The following is a 16,813-nucleotide window of genomic DNA, read 5'->3' on the forward strand; positions in this document are numbered from 1 at the left end:
TTCCTCGGCTAATACGTTGTCATTCTACAGTAATATCTCGCAGAATAATTATGCACGCCGAGAAATATCGCCGTTCAATACGAGGATACGGACGTGAAATCGTCGGTCGCAATCGCGTCGGCGAGGGCCGGTAACGACGGATCGGGGGTCTCACTGGGGTACTTGCGTGCGAAGTACCGGACGATGTTCTCGACGTCTCGCTTGAGGAGATCTCGCGCGTTCTCGTGGTCGGTTGGGACGGCCTGGGGCCAGTCGAAGAGGGTGATGCCCGTTTCGTTCACGAACACGTTGTACTCGCTCACGTCCGCGTGAACGAACCCCGCTCGATACGCCGTCGCGAGCTCGTCGAGGACCAGATTCAGCACGCCGACCGCCTGTTCGGGGGCGAGTTTCGCCCGTGAGAGTTCGACGCCGTCTACTTTCTCCATGATGATCGCGTGGCGGTTCTGGTCGATCGGTCTGGGGACTCGGACTGCGGGATACAGCGTCTCGAGGGCGTCGTACTCCCGCTCGGCTGCTTTCCTGGCGGTATACTGCCAGGAGGTGTGTTCTTTCTCGGCGGTGTAATCCCGTTCTCGGTGGACCTCGCGAAAGTTGGTGTGCCCCTCCCGGTGAAATTTCAGCGCGAGTGGTTTGTAGGACTTGACTTCGAAGACGTCGCTCTCCTTGCCGACGCCGAGCGGGGCCCCGAATCCCTCGATGGAGTCGCGTTCGGCGAACGTTCGGAGTGCGAGCGCGTCGTACCCGTCGAAGGTGAGGCGGACGCCGACGTACTGGATGGTCTTTCGCTCCAAAAACTCGCGGTCGAGCATCCGATTCATTCGGTAGTCGACCTCCTCGGCGGAGAGCCCCGAGAAATCGGGGAGTTTCTCCTGGCTCACCCACTTCGAGAATCGCATCCCGTGCTCGACGCCCGAGAGGAGGTGGAAGTCCTCGGGTTCGAGTTCGACCATCTGTTCGGCGACGGTTTTCGCCATCTGGCGGCGGTAGACGCGCAGCGAACAAAAGGGCCCCGCCCAGGCGATGGTCGTATCTGGCCGTTATTTATATAGTAAACTGCATATCGCGATAGCAATTTTTCCGCTCGCGGCTGGGTTTTACTATTAATAAATCTATTGGCCAAAACCGACAGACTCCGTCGGGTCGATCGATAGAGACATACTTAAAAGAACACCACGATACGACCCCGCCTCGAACGTAATCTGTTTCCCGTCGGCACGCCTTCGGCCCGTATGGACCTGCAGGACCGGGACTGGCGACTCATTCGCGAGGAGCGACGGTCGGGGCCGATGCAGATGGCACTCGACGAGATCGCCGCCCGGACCGCCGGAGCCGGCGGGCCGCGGACCGTCCGCGTGTACTCCTGGTCGCCGAGCACGCTCTCGCTCGGCTATCGTCAGGAACCGGCGACCGTCGACTGGGGTCGTTGCGATCGCGAGGGAATCTCCGTCACCCGTCGGCAGACCGGCGGGGGTGGCATCTACCACGACGCATACGGCGATATCTCGTATTCCATCGTCGCCCCGGCAGAGGAACTGCCAGGCGACCTGATGGAGAGTTACGAGATCTTGATGAAACCCGTCTTCGACGCTTTCGACCGGATGGACGTTCCGGCCACCTACGTCTCGTCGGAACGACCGGCCCTCTACGAACCGGCCTGTTACCTCCGTGAACTGCATCCCGCCCACGACGTCGTCGTCGACGGCCGGAAGATCGCCGGTAACGCCCAGTACCGCCAGCGCGACGCGGTCATCCAGCACGGGTCGCTCTCGTATGCGCTCGACCCGGACCGCCACCGGGGCGTGTTTACGGACATCCCCGTCGACGAAGCCACGTTTCGAGAGCGTATTACGTCCATCGGGGAGACGGCTGGGATCGACCGGCCGGCGGCCGTCGAGGCGCTCGAGTCGGCGCTGGAGGCCTGGGCGGATGCGAACGAGGGGGCGTGGACCGACGAGGAGATCGAGGCGGCCACCGCACTCGCCGAACAGAAGTATGGATCGTCGGTGTGGAATCGGGATCGCATCGATCCGACGAACTGAACCGGGTCCCGTTCGCCGGGACCGACGGCTCTTTTTCGGGGACCCACCTGTGATACGATAATGCGAATCGGTGCACACGTCTCGGTCGCCGGCGGCGTCGACAACGCCGTAACGCGACAACTCGACGTCGGCGGAAACTGCGGACAGATCTTCACCCACTCCCCACAGGTGTGGCAGGAACCGAACATCGACGAGGAGAAAGCGTCGACGTTCCGGGAGGGAACGGCAAACGACCTCGATGGGCCGTGGGTGATCCACGCGTCGTATCTCGTGAACCTCGCGACACCGAAGCCGGACCTCCGGGAGAAATCGATCGAGAGTATGCAACAGGAGGTCGACGCCGCCGAGCAACTGGGCGTCGAGTACGTAAACGTCCATCTCGGGGCGCATACCGGCGCCGGCGTCGAGGCGGGCCTCGACAACGCCGCCAGTGCCCTCGACGAACTCGACGTCCCGGACGGCGTGACCGTCCTCGTCGAGAGCGATGCGGGAAGTGGGACCAAACTCGGCGGGGATTTCGCGGAACTCGCTGCCGTCCTCGAACGCTCCGACCAGGACCTCGGCGTGTGTCTCGACACGGCTCACGCCTTCGCTGCTGGGTACGACCTCTCCTCGAGGGCGGCGGTCGAAACGGCGATGGAGGCGTTCGCGGACACGGTCGGCCTCGACGCCCTCGCGTGTGTCCACCTCAACGACTCCAAGCACGAACACGGGACGCACAAGGACGAACACGCCCATCTCGGCGAGGGTGAGATCGGCGACGAAGGGATCGAGGCGATCGTCACCCACGAGGCGCTCCGCGATCTCCCGTTCGTCCTTGAGACGCCGACGGAGGACGGGCGTAGCTACGCCTGGAACGTCGACCGAGCCCGAACGCTTCGCGCCGAGTGACCGAGTCGCTTTTTTGAACACCGTGCGTACCGATCCGTGTGCGCCGGTTCTCACCCGAATACCTCCGTGATACGCGACGCGGCCTCTGGGAGGACCGTGAATCCCTGGCGCCCCTCGAGTTGTCATCCCACGACCGGATCCTCGACGTCGGCTGTGGGACCGGCGAACTGAGTCGCGTCCTCCAGGAGGAATCCGCTGCGACCGTCGTCGGTATCGACGCGGACAGAGCGCTCCTGGAGCACGCGGAAGGAGCCGACGAACTGGTCCAGGGTGACGCCGTCAGATTACCGTTCGCAGACGATGCGTTCGATCTCGTGGTCTGCCAGGCGCTGTTGATCAACCTCCCCGACCCACTGGCGGCCGTCCGGGAGTTCGCCCGCGTCTCCGGTGATCTGGTCGCGGCCATCGAACCGGACAACAGCCAGGTACGCATCGAATCGACGGTCGATAGCGAGGCGCGACTCGCCGACCGCGCCCGGAGTCAGTACATCCGGGGCGTCGAGACCGACGTGAGCCTGGGACCGGCCGTCTCGGACCGATTTCGGACCGTGGGACTGGAATCCGTGGAGACGATTCGACACCCGCTGAGGCGGGCCGTCCAGCCCCCCTACTCCGCGGCCGACGTCGAATCCGCGAAGCGAAAGGCTCGCGGCACCCGGATCGACGAGCAACGGCGGACACTCCGGTCAGGCGGACTCACCCAGGCCGAGGTCGACGCACTGCAGGACGATTGGCAGGCGATGGGCCGGGCCGTCGTCGAACAGATGGCGGCGGGCGAGTACGAGCGCGAGTCCGTCGTCCCCTTCTTCGTGACCGTCGGCCGAGTCCCGTGAACCGGGCGGTTCCGGTGACGAAACGGTGAAAGGACGTCACCGACTACGGAGTGGCGATGGAGTGTACGAAGTGCGACCAGCCGGCCGTCATGCACGCGGCCTACTCCGGGACGCACCTCTGTGAAACGCACTTTCGCGAGTCGGTCGAGCGTCGCGTCCGTAAACGTGTCCGGGAGGACGACCTGTTACCGGCGTCGGCCACACCAGCCGATCCGGTAACGTGGGTCATCGGTCTCTCGGGGGGCAAAGACAGCACCGTCCTCGCGCAGATCCTCGCAGAGACCTTCGAATCGGACCCCCGCGTCGAACTGGTGGCACTGTCGATCCACGAAGGGATCGAGGAGTACCGCGACGAGAGCCTCGAGGCGGCCCGCGAACTCGTGGCGGACCTCGACGTGGAACACGTCACGGTCGAGTACGAGGCCGAATACGGCGTCCGTATGGACGAGGTTGCAGCGGAAGATCCACTCGGCATGGCCCCGTGTGCGTACTGCGGGGTCTTCCGACGAGACGTCCTCTCGAAGTACGCCGACGACCTCGACGCAGATATCCTGCTCACCGGGCACAATCTCGACGACGAGGCCGAGACGGCCCTGATGAACGTCCTGGAAGGCGACGTCTCTCAGATGGCCAAGCACTTCGACGCGAGCCTCGGTCCGTTCCCCGAGCGCCAGGCGGAACCAGCATTCGTCCCACGAGCCAAACCGCTCCGGGACGTGCCGGAAAAAGAGGTCGCGTTGTACGCTCATCTCTTCGACGTTCCGTCCCACATCGCCGAATGTCCGCACGCCGAGGAGTCGTTTCGCGGCGAGATACAGGACCTGTTGTTGTCTCTGGAGGACGCTCATCCGGGAACCCGCCACTCGATACTGGCCGGCTACGAGGAGCTCGCGAAGATGGCCGCCGAACGGTATCGAGGGGAAAAGACGCCGGAACTGGTTTCGTGTTCGACGTGTGGGGCCCCCACCACTGGCGATCGATGCAGAAAATGTCAGCTTCTAGACGCCGTCGGAACCGAATAGCCGCGGTTATCGGATGACGTCGAGGCCGTTCTGTTTCTCGACCTCGTCCTGTCCACCGTCGGAGGTGGCCGACCAGCTATTCGAGCCAGTGTTCGACGTTGGTGGTTCGGCCGAGCCTTCGACGTCCTGCAGTTCCTGGCGCGACTTGTCCGCCTGTTTCTGGGTCGACGGGCCGAGGACCTGGGCACTCTGGACGCCGGTCATGATGGCCATCACTCGAACCTTCCCCTTGTAGTTGTCCTGGATTCGGGCGCCCCAGATGACGTTCGCGGAGGCGTCGAGACGTTCGGTGATGTTGTCCGCGATGCCTTCCGCCTCCTTGAGTGTGAGGTCCGGACCGCCAGTGATGTGGACGAGCCCACCCGAGGCCCCACGGTAGTCCACGTCGAGGAGTGGGTGGTTCATCGCGTCTTTCACCACTTCCTCGGTTTTGTTCTTGTCCTGGGTCTCGCCGACGAGCATCACCGCGACGCCGCCCTGGTTCATGATGGCGGTCATGTCGGCGTAGTCCAGGTTGATGAGCGACGGCTGGGTGATGGTCTCCGAGATGCCCTTGACCGTCTCGGCGATGATCTGGTCCATCACCGAGAAGGCCTTGCCGATGGGCAGGTTCGGGACGTAATCGAGCAAGCGGTTGTTGTCGAGGACGATGATGGAGTCCGCGCGGTCGCGGAGTTTCTCCAGGCCCTCTTCGGCTTTGACCGTCCGCGCGCGTTCGACGTTGAACGGCGTGGAGACCATGCCGACCACGATGGCACCCTGCTCTTTGGCGATCTTCGAGACGACGGGTGCGGCACCGGTGCCGGTTCCGCCACCCATGCCCGCAGTCACGAACACGAGGTCCGCGTCTCCGAGAACCTCCTTGATGGTCCCCTGGGCCATCTCGGTGGCGCGTTCGCCCATGCTGGGGTCGCCACCAGCACCGAGACCGTTCGTCAGCGACTTGCCGACGAGGATCTTGGTATCGGCCTCGATCATCTTGAGGTGCTGTTTGTCGGTGTTGATGGCGATGGTGTCAGCGCCCTCGACGCCGATGTTGTAGAGCCGGTTGATGGTGTTGTTGCCGGCGCCCCCGGCCCCAACGATGACGATACGTGGATCTCCGAACTCGTCTGCGTCCGACGAGTCGGCTCTGTTCTGCTGTTCTTCTTCGGCGTTGTCGAGTGCGTCTTGAACGATATCCTGCATGCTTACACCTTGGCCCAGTTTCGACTGGTGGTGGTCTGTTCTTGCTGTTCGTCCAGCATCTCGCGGACGGCGGACCGGATGGCTTCGCTACGGTTGGGATACTTCCCCCGCTCGACCATCTGTTCCACTTCCTCGATCTGCTGTGCCGGAATTCGGAGTGTCACACGCTCCATATTGTATTCCCCTGATCCCGTAAGACGGCCTTATTCCTTCCCGCAGCCGTCTTACAACGGTTGGGAGCAGGCCGGAGAGGCCCGCTACCGCCGTTTTATCTGTAAGACGACCGTCTTACGTATACGTACCAATTACTGGGCAGGGTAAATAACTTTCGGCGAGTGTAAACGGAGGATTACCGTTCGAGGAACTCGGCCGATGCGGTCCGGCGTCCACAGTCGGGGCAGAACGACCAGTCTGGTTGGAGTTGTTCACCACATTCGCAGTGGAACGCCTGGGCAGCGTGGTCGCCGCAGTTCGGGCAGTACACGTGGTCGGCCTCGAGCGTGGTCCCGCACTGGGCACAGGTGCGCCGACCGATGGCGTCTGTCCGACGGCCTTCGTCGACGTCGGACGGCGCAGCCGACGACCCCGTGCCCCGCTCTCCAGCGTGGTCGGTCGTTGCTCTCGCGGCCTCGGCGCCGTCGACCTCGATGGTCACGTTTACGTCGGATCCACGGTCGGTGTCTGCTTCCAGTCGGTCCGAGAGCACCTCGTCCACTCGACGGGAGATCATCTCGTCGAGGGATTGTTCGACTGGCCGGCGACCGACGGTTTCGGGCCTGGCATCGGATTCGAGGTACGTTCGGAGGGCATCGCGCATGATTTCGCTTTTCGATCTATCGAGCGCCTCGACAGCATCGACGAGATCGTCGTCCGCTCGGAACGTGATCTTGCTCATGCGCTATCGAATGATACTGTGACGGCCTCCTATTTCAACTCTCCCCCGATGTCTGACGGCCGTCTGTCGCTCCGAATGGCAATCCTTAAATTCGACCGACGGGCTACGAGTAAACACCCGCCCTTAGCTCAGACTGGTAGAGCAGTCGACTGTAGATCGACTTGTCCCCCGTTCAAATCGGGGAGGGCGGACTGCGAGACCGAACGGAGTGAGGTCTCTGTTTTGTGCGAACGGCGAACGTAGGGAGCCGTGAGCAATTTGCTGCGAGCGAAGTGAGCCGTCAAAAATCCAACCGAGCCGATTTGAGTCAGCCAGTCGCAGCCGAGCGAACGAAGTGAGCGAGGTCGTCTGGCGCGAAACGAACCGGGGCAGGCGAACCCCCGTGGGGCGATCCGTTCTACGGAGGCCCGGTTGCCGAACAAGCGACGGAATCGACGTCGCTGCACCCGTCGACGGCCCCGTGACGACTGCCGTGGTCACAGCGACCCGGCGCTCTTACGCCCGCTGAACGCAGTCGGTTCCAGGACGAACCATTCGAAGGTCGCAACGTCGGGATCGCGAGCGAAGACGTCCACGGAGGCGAGTTCGGCCGCGTGGAACGCTTCGAGCGCCCCTCGGTCGATCGCATCGTCTCGGTCGATCCGCGTCAGGTGGCCGTCGACGATGACGCTCCGCCACTGATCAGGCCCCGCGTACCGCATGACCACGAGTGAGACGGTCGTCGAGTCGGCCAGTCGGCGCTTCTTCTCACTCCCGTCGTACAAGCCGAGTTGGAAGTACGCCAGGCGGTCAGTCGTGTCGTATCCGTAGGACTGCGGAATCGCGTAGGGCGTCGCACCGTCTAGAGCGAGGATGCCGTGGCCGTTCGATGCCAGGAAGGCGTCGATCTCCTCGTCCGTCATCAGCGTCGCCGAGGCCGATCTGTCGTCGTCCGCAGTACTCACGTCGGATTCGTCGAGCGGGGTCGACTGCGGATCGGCCGCCGGTGGCGTCGACGGCGCTGGCCCGTCGCCCTCCCCCGTGCCCGGCCCGTCGTCTTCTGGTCGCGGTGGGCTTGCTTCGCCTGGTCTCGGATCGTCCGGCTCGGCGACGCTATCGAACAGCGATTCCAGCATCGTGAGCGTTCGTTGCTCGGTGACCGAGGGCTGAAGATGCATGTGGACGTCGGCACCTGCCCCCTGCAGCGTGGCGAGGACGGTGTTGAGAAAGCGGTAGATCAGGTCGCCGCTGTGGTACGCGAACAACGACTCCCCGCCACGGAGACAGATGCGCAGCGGCCCCGTCACCTCGCTCCACTCGTCGAGGATCCTGGAGAAGGCGATCGAGATCCCGGTCAGGTCCTGTGGATCTACTTTGAGCCCGTACAGCGACGTCGACCCGCCGACGGTTCCCATGGCCATCTCCCGATCGGCGTTCGGAGTGAGCATGATGACCGCCGCCTCCGAGGGGTCGTGTACCCGTTCGAGCTGCGCCTGGAGGGCTTCCTGCAGTGATTCGAACCGTCCGGCAGAGGTCAACTGTAGCACCCGGTAGTCGGTGGTACTCTCCTCGTGAAAGAGGATCGGGCAGATCGAGGCGTCGACTCGGTCCGCTTCCAGGTATAGTTGCGGGCCGACCACTCTGTGCTCACCAGCAATCGGTGACGTCATACACTGCAATGGTCCAACTAGCAGTTAAATACTGATTGTCCCATTGAGGGGTCCTGCTCGTCGCCAGCCGAGCCGACTGGCGGATCGTCGGTGGGGGTGGACTCGTCGACGGACGCTGTCGGCGTGCTCGCAACGCTGGTGCCAGTGTCGGCCCATCACACCGGTGGCGTCTCGTGCAGAAACGTCTGGACCTCCACGGTTCGGCCTTCGGGGTCCGTCGCGAAGAACTGGTAGATGTCGTACTCCTCGTTGACCGACGGTGGGCCGCGGGCCCGTCCCTCGAGACGGTTGTAATACGCGTCGACGCCCGCCCGGGTCTCGGTCACGAAGGTCAGGATGCCCGCCGTGTCGGCCGCCTCGCGGTCACAGAAACCAAAGCGGAACCCGTCGGACGCGAGGATGGTACAGGCCGGCTGCTCGAGCCAGACCGTCGCGTCGAGGACGTCCACGTAAAACGCGGTGATCGATTCGTAGCGCTCGGAGCCGAAAAAGACGATTCCGGACATGCATGGGTGAACGCCGACAGGGTGGAAAAGCCTTCTTCAGCTGCCGTCGACGGCTGCGGCCGTCGACCCCTCAGCGTGGCTCGGCCCAGTGGATGATGCGGCCACAGCCGGAGCACGTGGTCTCAGCGCGGTTCGGACCAGGTTGTCGAGTCCGCCTCGGCGCGCGGACGATCGGGATCGACGTGGAGACGACCGTCGTGGACGGTCACCGTCGCCGCGACGCCGTAGACGGTTTCGATCGCCGATTCCGTGAGCACCTCGATCGGCGGGCCACTTGCGTGGACGATCCCGTCGTGGAGCAACGCGACCGAATCCGCGAAGCGGGCGGCCAGTTCGATGTCGTGCATCGCGACGACGCCGACGGCCCCACGACGGCGGACGTGCTGGCGGACCAGCGCCAGCACGTCGAGGCGATGGCGCAGGTCGAGACTCGCGGTCGGTTCGTCCAGGAGCATCGCCGCGGGGTCCTGCACGAGCAGCCGAGCGATTCGGACCTTCTGTCGCTGCCCGCCGCTGAGCTCGTCCAGCGAGCGCATCGCGATGTCGCCCATCTCGAGAGCGTCCAGGACCTCGGCGACACGGTCGCGGTCAGCCCTGCTCGGTCGCCAACTCGTGTGGGGAGCGCGGCCCAGCAGGACCGACTCGAAGACCGTGGGAGCGAAGGTCGGGGTCTCCGACTGCGGGACGTAGGCGACCGCGGCCGCGCGCTCGGCCCGGCTGAAGTCGTCGAGGGGTTCGCCATCGAGTGACACCGTGCCGTTATCAGGCTCGAGAAGTCCCATCACGATTCGCAACAGCGTACTCTTTCCCGTCCCGTTCGGACCGAGGAGCGCGAGCACGGATCCGTCATCGACGGTGAGGGACACGTCCCGGAAGACCGGCTCGTCGGGGTAGGAGAAGGCCAGATTGCTGATCGCGAGGCTCACCAGTGCTCCCTCCCGGCGACGACGAGGTAGACGAAAAGCGGCGCCCCGAGAAAGGAGGTGAGCACGCCGACGGGCAACGAGAGCGGGGCGAAGGCAGCCCGGGCGGCCGTATCCGCGCAGACCAACAGTATTGCTCCGACCAGGCCGCTCGCGGGGAGGAGGATCCGTTCGTTCGTCCCGACGAGTTTGCGGGCGATATGGGGGGCGACCAGGCCGACGAACCCGATGATGCCCACGAAGGAGATCACGATCGCCGTGGCGAAGGCGGCGACGAGCATCCCCAGCACGCGCAGTCGCTCGACCGGAACGCCGAGGCTGGTGGCGGTCTCGTCGCCGGCGTCGAGGATGGTGTACCGCCACCCGTTCACCGAGAAGTACCCGGCACTCGCGATGACGCCGACCCCCATGATCGCGATCGCGGGCCAGGTCAGTCGCCCGAGGTCGCCGAACGTCCAGTAGACGATGGCCGCCACTTCGGTATCGGAGGCCAGGTACTGGATCACCGTGATCCCCGCGTTGAAGAGCGCCCCCAGGGCGACGCCGGTGAGGATGAGCGTCTCCGGGGAGGCGTTTTTGAATCGGATCAACAGGAGGATGACGCTCGTCGAGGACAGCGCCACCACGAACGCACTGGCCGTCGTGACGTAGGGGCCGAAGGCGGCTCCGCCCACGCTCTCGACGCCGCGGACGGCGATCGAGAGCGCTGCGCCGAACGCGGCCGCCTGGGAGATCCCCAGCGTGTAGGGGGCACCGAGCGGATTGCGGAGCACCGATTGCATCGCCGTCCCGACGTACGCTAGACCGGCCCCGGCGACGGCGCCACCGAGGATACGGGGAAGTCGGATCTGCCAGATCACCCGCTCGACCGTCGGGTCGGCCCGCCCCGTCAGTGCGGCCGCCGCGGTCCATGCCGAGATGTCGGTCGTCCCGGTGCGAAGAGCGACTGCCCCGACCGCGAACAGGCCCAGCACGCCGAGAGCCAGTACCCCGAGCCGCCGGGTTCGGTGGCGGTCGTAACGGTCGGCGATCCCCGACGTGTTCGCGGACATGTCACTGTCCGCTCCGTTCGGGCGAAAATCGCTCGTAGGCGGGACTGGCAGCGACGACCTCGTCGTAGACCGCGGTTCCGAGCAACGCCCGGTAGATCTCGGCCGCCGTCGACGCGGGGTCCACGTCGTCGAACGCCGCTGGGTACAGCGTCCGGCCGACGAAGTAGCCGTTGAGTAGCATCGATCCAACGTTCTCGTGGTAGTGGGAGACCGGCAACAGCGAGAAGGCGTTCTCGCGATCGAACGCGGTCAGCGAGCGGAGTTCGGGGTGGGATCGAAGGTCCTCACGGACCAGATCGACGTTGGCGGCGCTGACGAAGACGGCGTCGGGATCCCAGGCCAACAGCTGTTCGACGTCCACGTTCACGGAGACGCCGACCGACTCGATCGGCGACGCGACGTTCCCGGCGCCGGCGTACCAGAACGGTGGATACGGGACCCGGGTCGTCGCGAAACCCTGGGCGCCCTTGTAGCTCACCCCACCGGCGAAGGCCGTTGCGGCCGCCCGGTCGGGAGCCCGCGAGCGCAGGTCGGCGACCGTCTGCGAGACGAACTCGATCACGCGCTTCGCCCGCGTCTCCACACCGAGAACCGATCCCAGCCGCCGCCACATCGCGTACAGCGCTTCGTGGGAGGCGTCGTCGACCGGGAAGGGCATCGACAGGACGACCGTCGGAACGCCGGTCTGGGACTCGAGGCGGTCGGCCGCGTCGGCACCGCTGATGGCCGAGACCAACAGGAGGTCCGGCTCGACGCCGAGCAGGGCCTCGGCGTTTCCGCCGGCGTCCGGACCCGAGGGCCCGACGACGGGCAGGTCCTGAAGCCGCGGGTTGGCGAGATTGTAGGGCAACGTCCGGTGGTCGGTGTGTTCGCCACGTTCGACGCCGACGACCCGATCCATCGCGTCGAGGTAGGCGACCTGACGGAGCGCTCCGGGACCGATGGCGACGAGACGGTCGACCGTCCTCGGAACGGCGACCGTCCGGTTTGCCCCATCGGTCAGTTCCACCGTTTCCGTCGTGGCGCCGCTGGTGGCGGCGGTATCCAGACAGCCGGCGAGCCCAGCCGACCCGATCCCCGCGACGGCCCGCAACAGTTCGCGTCTGTTCGTGCCCATCGGTGGATCGTTCACGTGTCGGTCGGGTTGGGTCGGAACGACGGTAAACGCTTCGAAGCGGTCGAGGCGGGAGAGTCAGCTCCCCTCGGTCGCATCGGTTCGGGCAGTCGCGACGATCGTCTGCCCGTAGGCGATTCCCGCGTCGCCGGGCGGAACGTCCTCGTGGTCGAGCAGTTGGAGGCCGGCGTCCTCGACGGTCGAAGCGACCGTTCGAGAGATCGCCTCGTTGTACGCCACGCCCCCGGAGAATCCGACGGCGTCGACGCCGCGCTCTGTCGCCGCCGCGACCGCCAGCCGTCCCAGCCCCCGTGCCAGCGCGTGCTGTGCCGTCGCCGCCACGTCGGCCGGTGGGTGACCGTCCCGACGCTCCCCTAGCTCGCGAGCGAGCGAGCGGACGTCGAGTACCGGTCGATCGTCGCCGTCCTCGATGGGGATCGGCACGTCGATGGGCGCCCCCTCGCTCGCCAGCGCCTCGAGGCGCATCGCCGGTTCGCCCTCGTAGCGTCGTTCGACCGATGGTTCCAGCATGGCACACGTTGCGTCGAGGAACCGTCCGGCGCTGGTCGTCCGCGGGGCGTTGACAGCCGCACCGAGCTGGTCGCGAACGACGGCGGCGTCGGCCGCGTCGCCGAGACCTGCTTCGAGTAGCGAGTCGATGCGGTCGTCGTCCTCGAGGAGGCTGGCCAGGATCCGTACGGGCCGACGAACGGCGGCCTCTCCGCCCGGTAACGCGAACGGCGCCAGGCTACCGACGCGCTCGAAGTCCCGCCGCGTGGCGTCGAGCACCTCGCCGCCCCAGATCGATCCGTCGGGACCGTAACCGGTCCCGTCGGCGACGATCACGATCGCCCGATGGCGCTCGTGCTCGCCGAGCAGCGAGGCCGCGTGCGCGTGGTGATGCTGGACGCGGATCGGCCCCGCCAGGGCCGCGTCCGCTCGGCGCTCGGCCTCGCGGCTCGTGACGAACTCGGGATGGGCGTCACAGGCGACGATCGACGGGGTCACACCGAGGAGTTCCGTCAGGTGGTCGACGGTCTCGCGGTGGAACCGCCGGGTGGCTGGTCCGTCGACGTCGCCGAGGTGCTGGGAGGGGACGACCGCCGATCCCTGCGTGACCGCGACCGTCGCGTCGAACTCGGCACCCATCGCCAGGACGTCCGGTGCGGGCGACGGCGCCGGGTCCGCGTACCGCGGGAGTCGCTGGGGGACCCAGCCCCGCGAACGACGGACGAACCGTCGTTTCCCGTCCACCATCCTGACGACGCTGTCGTCCGTGCGCGCGACGATCTCGCGATCGTGGACGAGCGCCCCGTCGATCACGTCCGACAGCGTCGCCCAGATCGTCTCCCTGTCGGTCGCCATCGGCTGGCCGGGTGGATTCGCGCTGGTGGCCACCAGCGGCGCGTCGAGGTCGTCGAACAGCAGGTGGTGCAACCCGGCGTACGGTCCCATCACGCCGACGGTGTGGAGGTTCGGAGCGATCGGTTCGAGCCACTCGGCGGATTTGCGTTTCAGCAGGACGATCGGGCGCCGGACGTCCTCGAAGGCCTCGCGTTCCTGGTCTGTGACCCGGGCGAACGCTTCGACGCGGTCGATCGAGGGGGCCATGAGGGCAAATGGCTTGGCCGGCCGACCCGTCCGCTCGCGAAGTCGTGCGACCGCGTTCCGGTTCGTGGCGTCACAGAGGAGATGGGTTCCGCCGATGCCCTTCACGGCCACGATCCCGCCGTCCTCGATCGTCGTCGTCGTGCGATCGATCGCCGCCCGCCCCGATTCCTCCTGGACACCGGGACCAGATTCGAACGTGAGCGTCGGCCCGCACGCCGGGCAGGCCGTCGTCTGGGCGTGATAGCGGCGATCGCTGGGGTCCTCGTAGTCCCGTCGGCAGTCCGTACAGAGCGGGAAGGCGTCCATTGTGGTCCGCGGTCTGTCGTAGGGCAACGAGCGGATGACCGTATAGCGCGGCCCACAGTCGACGCACGCGGTGGCCCAGTACTCGCAATATCGCGAGTCCGGATCTCGCATGTCTTCCAGACAGGACTCACAGATGCCCGTGTCGGCCGGAATCGTCCCCGACCCCTCGCCGCCGCCGGCCGACTCGCGGATCTCGAAGGAATCGAGTCCCACGGGCGGTTCGGGCTCCCGGTCGATCGATTCGACGCGGGCGAGGGGCGGCGGCTCCTCGCGGACCGTCCGGACGAACTCCGCTATCGCGTCGGGCTGTCCCTCGACGACGATCGCGACACCCGCGTCACCGCGGTTTTTGACCCAGCCGGCGAGACCGTGGTCGGTCGCGGTGCGGTACACGAACGGGCGAAAGCCGACCCCCTGGACGACCCCGGTGACCGTGAGACGGGTTCGACGCGGCTCGGTACCCATCACTGATCGCCGTCGAGCGTGACGCCCGTCGGGTCCGCCTCGGAGGGCCGGGCCGGGGTCTCGACGTGATCGCCCTCCGTCGGGGCGTGGCCCCGTCGTTCGACCTCGTCGACGTAGGCGAAGAGGCTCTCGAGCCCGTCGCCGCGTTCGACGCTGGTCGGGAACGTCGGCACGTCGCCGGCCACCGCCTCGACGTCGGCGAGCATCCGGTCGAGGTCGGCCCCGACGGCGTCAGCGAGGTCGACTTTGTTGATCACGGCGGCGTCCGCGGCCTGGACCAACAGCGGGTGTTTTCTGACGACGTCGTCGCCCTCGGTGGTGCTCACCACCAGGATGCGGGCCTGCGCGCCCAGCGGGACGTCGGCCGGACAGACCATGTTCCCCACGTTCTCGATGAAGAGGGTATCGAGGGCCGCGGGATCGAGTTTCTCCAGCCCCGCCTCGATGAACGACCGGTCGAGGTGACACTCCCGGCCCGTGTTGACCGTCGCGACGGTCGCGCCGTGGTCGCGGAGCCGTTCGGCGTCGTCCTCGCCGGCGACGTCCCCGACGATCACGCCCACGGCGGCGGGGTCGTCGGAGCGGTCGACCAGGCGTTCGATGAGCGAGGTCTTCCCGCTGCCGGTACTCCCGAGGAACTCCACGACGAAGACGCCGTGGTCGTGGACGAATCGGTCGTGCAGTTCCACCGCTTGCTGGCGGTACGCCTCGAGGACGTCGTCGTTTACGTCTGCGTCGGAAAAGGCGTCCTCGTCGTGACCGAAGCGGTGGGCACGGAGCGGGCCGAGGGCGGGAACCACCCCGCCATCGACGGCACCGACGGGGATCCTTTCGAGCAGGCTGTCGACGAGGAACTCGATCGTTCGGGGCGGTGCGTTCGGATGGATGTGGTGATCGTAAATCATCTCTCTGTTCGATTGGTGGCTGCCGGGTCGTCCGGGACGGCGATACTGCGCAGTTCACACTCGCGGCCCGCCGCGAAGGTGAGCCGTTCGCCACACTCGGGGCAGGTCACGTTGGGCGCGACCACGTAGGTCGAATCGAGTGTCCCCGGTTCGCCCTCCCAGCCGCACGCACAGGTCGCGACCGGCGCGACCGTCTCGATCTCGATGGTCGCGTCGGCCGCGATGGTGTCACGGGCGACGGTCTCGATCGTGAACACGAGCTGTTCGGGGTTGATGTGTGTGGCCTCGCCGACGGCGACCGTCATGGCGTCGACACGCTCCGCGTCGTGCTCCTGGGCAGCCTCGCGAGCCCGGTCGACCAGCGCTCTGGCGAGCGATACCTCGTGCATCAGCAGATACGGGGGAGTGGTTCGGCGATCGGTTCGGTCATGAAGCGGCGCCCGACGCCCGTATCGAGGACGACCTCGCCGGGATGCTCCGCGTGGACGTCCCCAATCAACGTGGCGTCAGCCCCACCAGGCCGTTCGCGGAGGGCCGCGACGATCGCCTCGGCGTCCCCCGGCGGTGCGGCGAAGACGAACTTCCCCTCGTTGGCCACGTCGAAGGGGTCGATGCCGAGCACCTCGCTGGCGCCCTCGACCCCGTCCGCGACCGGGATCGATCGTTCGTCGACCTCGATACCGACCGAGGCTTTGCGGGCCATCTCGTTGAGCACCGTCGAGAGCCCCCCACGGGTCGGATCTTTCATCGCTGCGATCGACCCCGCCTCGCGGGCGGCGTCGACCAGGTGGTCGACGGGGGCGACGTCGCTCTCGAGGGGGTCCTCGAAGCCGATATCCTCGCGAGCGGCGAGCAAGGCGATCCCGTGGTCGCCGATCGTCCCCGAGACCCCGATCTTCTGGCCCGGTTCCAGGGCCGCGTCGCTGACGTGCGTTCCCGGCGGGATGATGCCGACCCCTGCCGTGTTGACGACCAGGCCGTCGACGTCACCGCCCCCCATTACCTTGGTGTCGCCGGCGACGATCCGACAGCCTGCCTCCTCGCAGGTCGTCCCCATCGACTCGACGATGCGATCGAGGCGATCCATCGGGAAGCCGTCCTCGACGATCAGGGCGCTCGTCAACGCGACGTCGTCCGTCGCGCCCATCATCGCCAGGTCGTTGACCGTGCCCGCGACCGCGAGTCGGCCGATGTCGCCACCCGGGAACTCCAGGGGGTCGACGACGTGACTATCGGTGGTGAGGACGACCGAGCGATCGCCGGCCGGCAGGACGGCCCCGTCGTCGAGCGCGTCGAGGCCGACGGCGTCGCCGTGGTCCCCGCCGAATCTGGGGAGGACGACGTCCGCCAGGAGGTCCCGCATCGGTTCGGTGCCGGTGCCGTGATCGGTCGAGACGAATTCGTCGGTCAC

General features: G+C 66.3%; 17 protein-coding genes and 1 tRNA gene. 5 read left to right on the plus strand and 13 right to left on the minus strand.

Translation table 11 applies throughout. The features are described 5' to 3' along the window. Positions 1 to 74 precede the first annotated feature (74 nt). Complete coding sequence (locus HSRCO_RS04305; RefSeq protein ID WP_259519183.1) at positions 75 to 977, minus strand: serine/threonine-protein kinase RIO2; 903 nt, start codon at positions 975 to 977, stop codon at positions 75 to 77. A 255-nt stretch (positions 978 to 1,232) separates the two neighbouring features. Here HSRCO_RS04305 and HSRCO_RS04310 point away from each other — a divergent pair, with 255 nt between their 5' ends. Genes HSRCO_RS04310 through HSRCO_RS04325 form a run of 4 tightly spaced genes read left to right on the plus strand, consistent with a single transcriptional unit; the run spans position 1,233 to position 4,788 of the window. Further along, a complete protein-coding gene (locus HSRCO_RS04310; RefSeq protein WP_259519184.1) occupies positions 1,233 to 2,042 on the plus strand; it encodes a biotin/lipoate A/B protein ligase family protein in 810 nt (269 codons plus the stop codon). Positions 2,043 to 2,102: 60 nt separating this feature from the next. After that, positions 2,103 to 2,933, plus strand: coding sequence for a deoxyribonuclease IV (locus HSRCO_RS04315; protein WP_259519185.1), 831 nt, complete (start codon positions 2,103 to 2,105; stop codon positions 2,931 to 2,933). Between the two features lie 38 nt (positions 2,934 to 2,971). Beyond that, complete coding sequence (locus HSRCO_RS04320; RefSeq protein WP_259519186.1) at positions 2,972 to 3,766, plus strand: methyltransferase domain-containing protein; 795 nt, start codon at positions 2,972 to 2,974, stop codon at positions 3,764 to 3,766. 56 nt (positions 3,767 to 3,822) lie between these two features. Then, on the plus strand, positions 3,823 to 4,788 hold the full coding sequence (locus tag HSRCO_RS04325) for a tRNA 2-thiolation protein NcsA (RefSeq protein WP_259519187.1): 966 nt from the start codon (positions 3,823 to 3,825) through the stop codon (positions 4,786 to 4,788). Between the two features lie 6 nt (positions 4,789 to 4,794). Here the strand turns inward: HSRCO_RS04325 and ftsZ are convergent, their stop codons facing one another. The 3 genes from ftsZ to HSRCO_RS04340 form a co-directional block, all read right to left on the minus strand. Continuing rightward, positions 4,795 to 5,976 (minus strand): cell division protein FtsZ, encoded by a 1,182-nt coding sequence (gene ftsZ / locus HSRCO_RS04330; RefSeq protein WP_259519188.1) that lies wholly within the window; start codon positions 5,974 to 5,976, stop codon positions 4,795 to 4,797. 2 nt (positions 5,977 to 5,978) lie between these two features. Then, complete coding sequence (locus HSRCO_RS04335) at positions 5,979 to 6,149, minus strand: ribbon-helix-helix domain-containing protein (RefSeq protein ID WP_259519189.1); 171 nt, start codon at positions 6,147 to 6,149, stop codon at positions 5,979 to 5,981. A 176-nt stretch (positions 6,150 to 6,325) separates the two neighbouring features. Further along, complete coding sequence (locus HSRCO_RS04340; protein ID WP_259519190.1) at positions 6,326 to 6,871, minus strand: double zinc ribbon domain-containing protein; 546 nt, start codon at positions 6,869 to 6,871, stop codon at positions 6,326 to 6,328. A gap of 117 nt (positions 6,872 to 6,988) precedes the next feature. On the opposite strand from HSRCO_RS04340, the gene HSRCO_RS04345 reads away from it, so the two are divergent. Next, positions 6,989 to 7,062, plus strand: a tRNA-Tyr gene (locus HSRCO_RS04345). A 285-nt stretch (positions 7,063 to 7,347) separates the two neighbouring features. On the opposite strand, the gene HSRCO_RS04350 is transcribed toward HSRCO_RS04345, so the two are convergent. From HSRCO_RS04350 to hypE, 9 genes are all read right to left on the minus strand, one after another. After that, complete coding sequence (locus HSRCO_RS04350) at positions 7,348 to 8,520, minus strand: pyridoxamine 5'-phosphate oxidase family protein (protein ID WP_259519191.1); 1,173 nt, start codon at positions 8,518 to 8,520, stop codon at positions 7,348 to 7,350. Between the two features lie 155 nt (positions 8,521 to 8,675). Further along, positions 8,676 to 9,026 (minus strand): VOC family protein, encoded by a 351-nt coding sequence (locus tag HSRCO_RS04355; protein WP_259519192.1) that lies wholly within the window; start codon positions 9,024 to 9,026, stop codon positions 8,676 to 8,678. 122 nt (positions 9,027 to 9,148) lie between these two features. Then, complete coding sequence (locus tag HSRCO_RS04360; protein ID WP_259519193.1) at positions 9,149 to 9,952, minus strand: ABC transporter ATP-binding protein; 804 nt, start codon at positions 9,950 to 9,952, stop codon at positions 9,149 to 9,151. Beyond that, a complete protein-coding gene (locus tag HSRCO_RS04365) occupies positions 9,949 to 11,001 on the minus strand; it encodes an iron ABC transporter permease (RefSeq protein WP_259519194.1) in 1,053 nt (350 codons plus the stop codon). Before HSRCO_RS04365 ends, HSRCO_RS04360 begins: the two co-directional genes overlap by 4 nt. Position 11,002: 1 nt before the next feature. After that, on the minus strand, positions 11,003 to 12,133 hold the full coding sequence (locus HSRCO_RS04370) for an ABC transporter substrate-binding protein (RefSeq protein WP_259519195.1): 1,131 nt from the start codon (positions 12,131 to 12,133) through the stop codon (positions 11,003 to 11,005). 60 nt (positions 12,134 to 12,193) lie between these two features. Next, the gene (hypF, locus tag HSRCO_RS04375; RefSeq protein ID WP_259519196.1) at positions 12,194 to 14,497 is read right to left on the minus strand and encodes a carbamoyltransferase HypF; all 2,304 of its coding nucleotides are present in this window, start codon (positions 14,495 to 14,497) and stop codon (positions 12,194 to 12,196) included. Continuing rightward, positions 14,497 to 15,402, minus strand: a complete 906-nt coding sequence (gene hypB, locus HSRCO_RS04380; protein ID WP_259519197.1) for a hydrogenase nickel incorporation protein HypB — start codon at positions 15,400 to 15,402, stop codon at positions 14,497 to 14,499. The genes hypF and hypB overlap by 1 nt, the downstream gene beginning before the upstream one ends. Beyond that, entirely contained in the window at positions 15,399 to 15,791 is a 393-nt protein-coding gene (locus tag HSRCO_RS04385) for a hydrogenase maturation nickel metallochaperone HypA (RefSeq protein WP_259519198.1), read from the minus strand. Before HSRCO_RS04385 ends, hypB begins: the two co-directional genes overlap by 4 nt. Next, positions 15,791 to 16,813, minus strand: coding sequence for a hydrogenase expression/formation protein HypE (gene hypE, locus HSRCO_RS04390; RefSeq protein WP_259519199.1), 1,023 nt, complete (start codon positions 16,811 to 16,813; stop codon positions 15,791 to 15,793). Before hypE ends, HSRCO_RS04385 begins: the two co-directional genes overlap by 1 nt.

Origin of the sequence: Halanaeroarchaeum sp. HSR-CO, assembly GCF_024972755.1 — an archaeon.
Classification (GTDB): domain Archaea; phylum Halobacteriota; class Halobacteria; order Halobacteriales; family Halobacteriaceae; genus Halanaeroarchaeum.

Excerpts from the sequence above, each read along its gene's own strand:
- HSRCO_RS04385 (WP_259519198.1), bottom strand. The coding sequence starts at position 15,791 with ATGCACGAGGTATCGCTCGCCAGAGCGCTGGTCGACCGGGCTCGCGAG.
- HSRCO_RS04325 (WP_259519187.1), top strand. The coding sequence starts at position 3,823 with ATGGAGTGTACGAAGTGCGACCAGCCGGCCGTCATGCACGCGGCCTAC.
- HSRCO_RS04335 (WP_259519189.1), bottom strand. The coding sequence starts at position 6,149 with ATGGAGCGTGTGACACTCCGAATTCCGGCACAGCAGATCGAGGAAGTG.
- HSRCO_RS04355 (WP_259519192.1), bottom strand. The coding sequence starts at position 9,026 with ATGTCCGGAATCGTCTTTTTCGGCTCCGAGCGCTACGAATCGATCACC.
- HSRCO_RS04350 (WP_259519191.1), bottom strand. The coding sequence starts at position 8,520 with ATGACGTCACCGATTGCTGGTGAGCACAGAGTGGTCGGCCCGCAACTA.
- hypF (WP_259519196.1), bottom strand. The coding sequence starts at position 14,497 with ATGGGTACCGAGCCGCGTCGAACCCGTCTCACGGTCACCGGGGTCGTC.
- HSRCO_RS04340 (WP_259519190.1), bottom strand. The coding sequence starts at position 6,871 with ATGAGCAAGATCACGTTCCGAGCGGACGACGATCTCGTCGATGCTGTC.
- HSRCO_RS04305 (WP_259519183.1), bottom strand. The coding sequence starts at position 977 with ATGGCGAAAACCGTCGCCGAACAGATGGTCGAACTCGAACCCGAGGAC.
- HSRCO_RS04310 (WP_259519184.1), top strand. The coding sequence starts at position 1,233 with ATGGACCTGCAGGACCGGGACTGGCGACTCATTCGCGAGGAGCGACGG.
- hypB (WP_259519197.1), bottom strand. The coding sequence starts at position 15,402 with ATGATTTACGATCACCACATCCATCCGAACGCACCGCCCCGAACGATC.
- ftsZ (WP_259519188.1), bottom strand. The coding sequence starts at position 5,976 with ATGCAGGATATCGTTCAAGACGCACTCGACAACGCCGAAGAAGAACAG.
- HSRCO_RS04365 (WP_259519194.1), bottom strand. The coding sequence starts at position 11,001 with ATGTCCGCGAACACGTCGGGGATCGCCGACCGTTACGACCGCCACCGA.
- HSRCO_RS04315 (WP_259519185.1), top strand. The coding sequence starts at position 2,103 with ATGCGAATCGGTGCACACGTCTCGGTCGCCGGCGGCGTCGACAACGCC.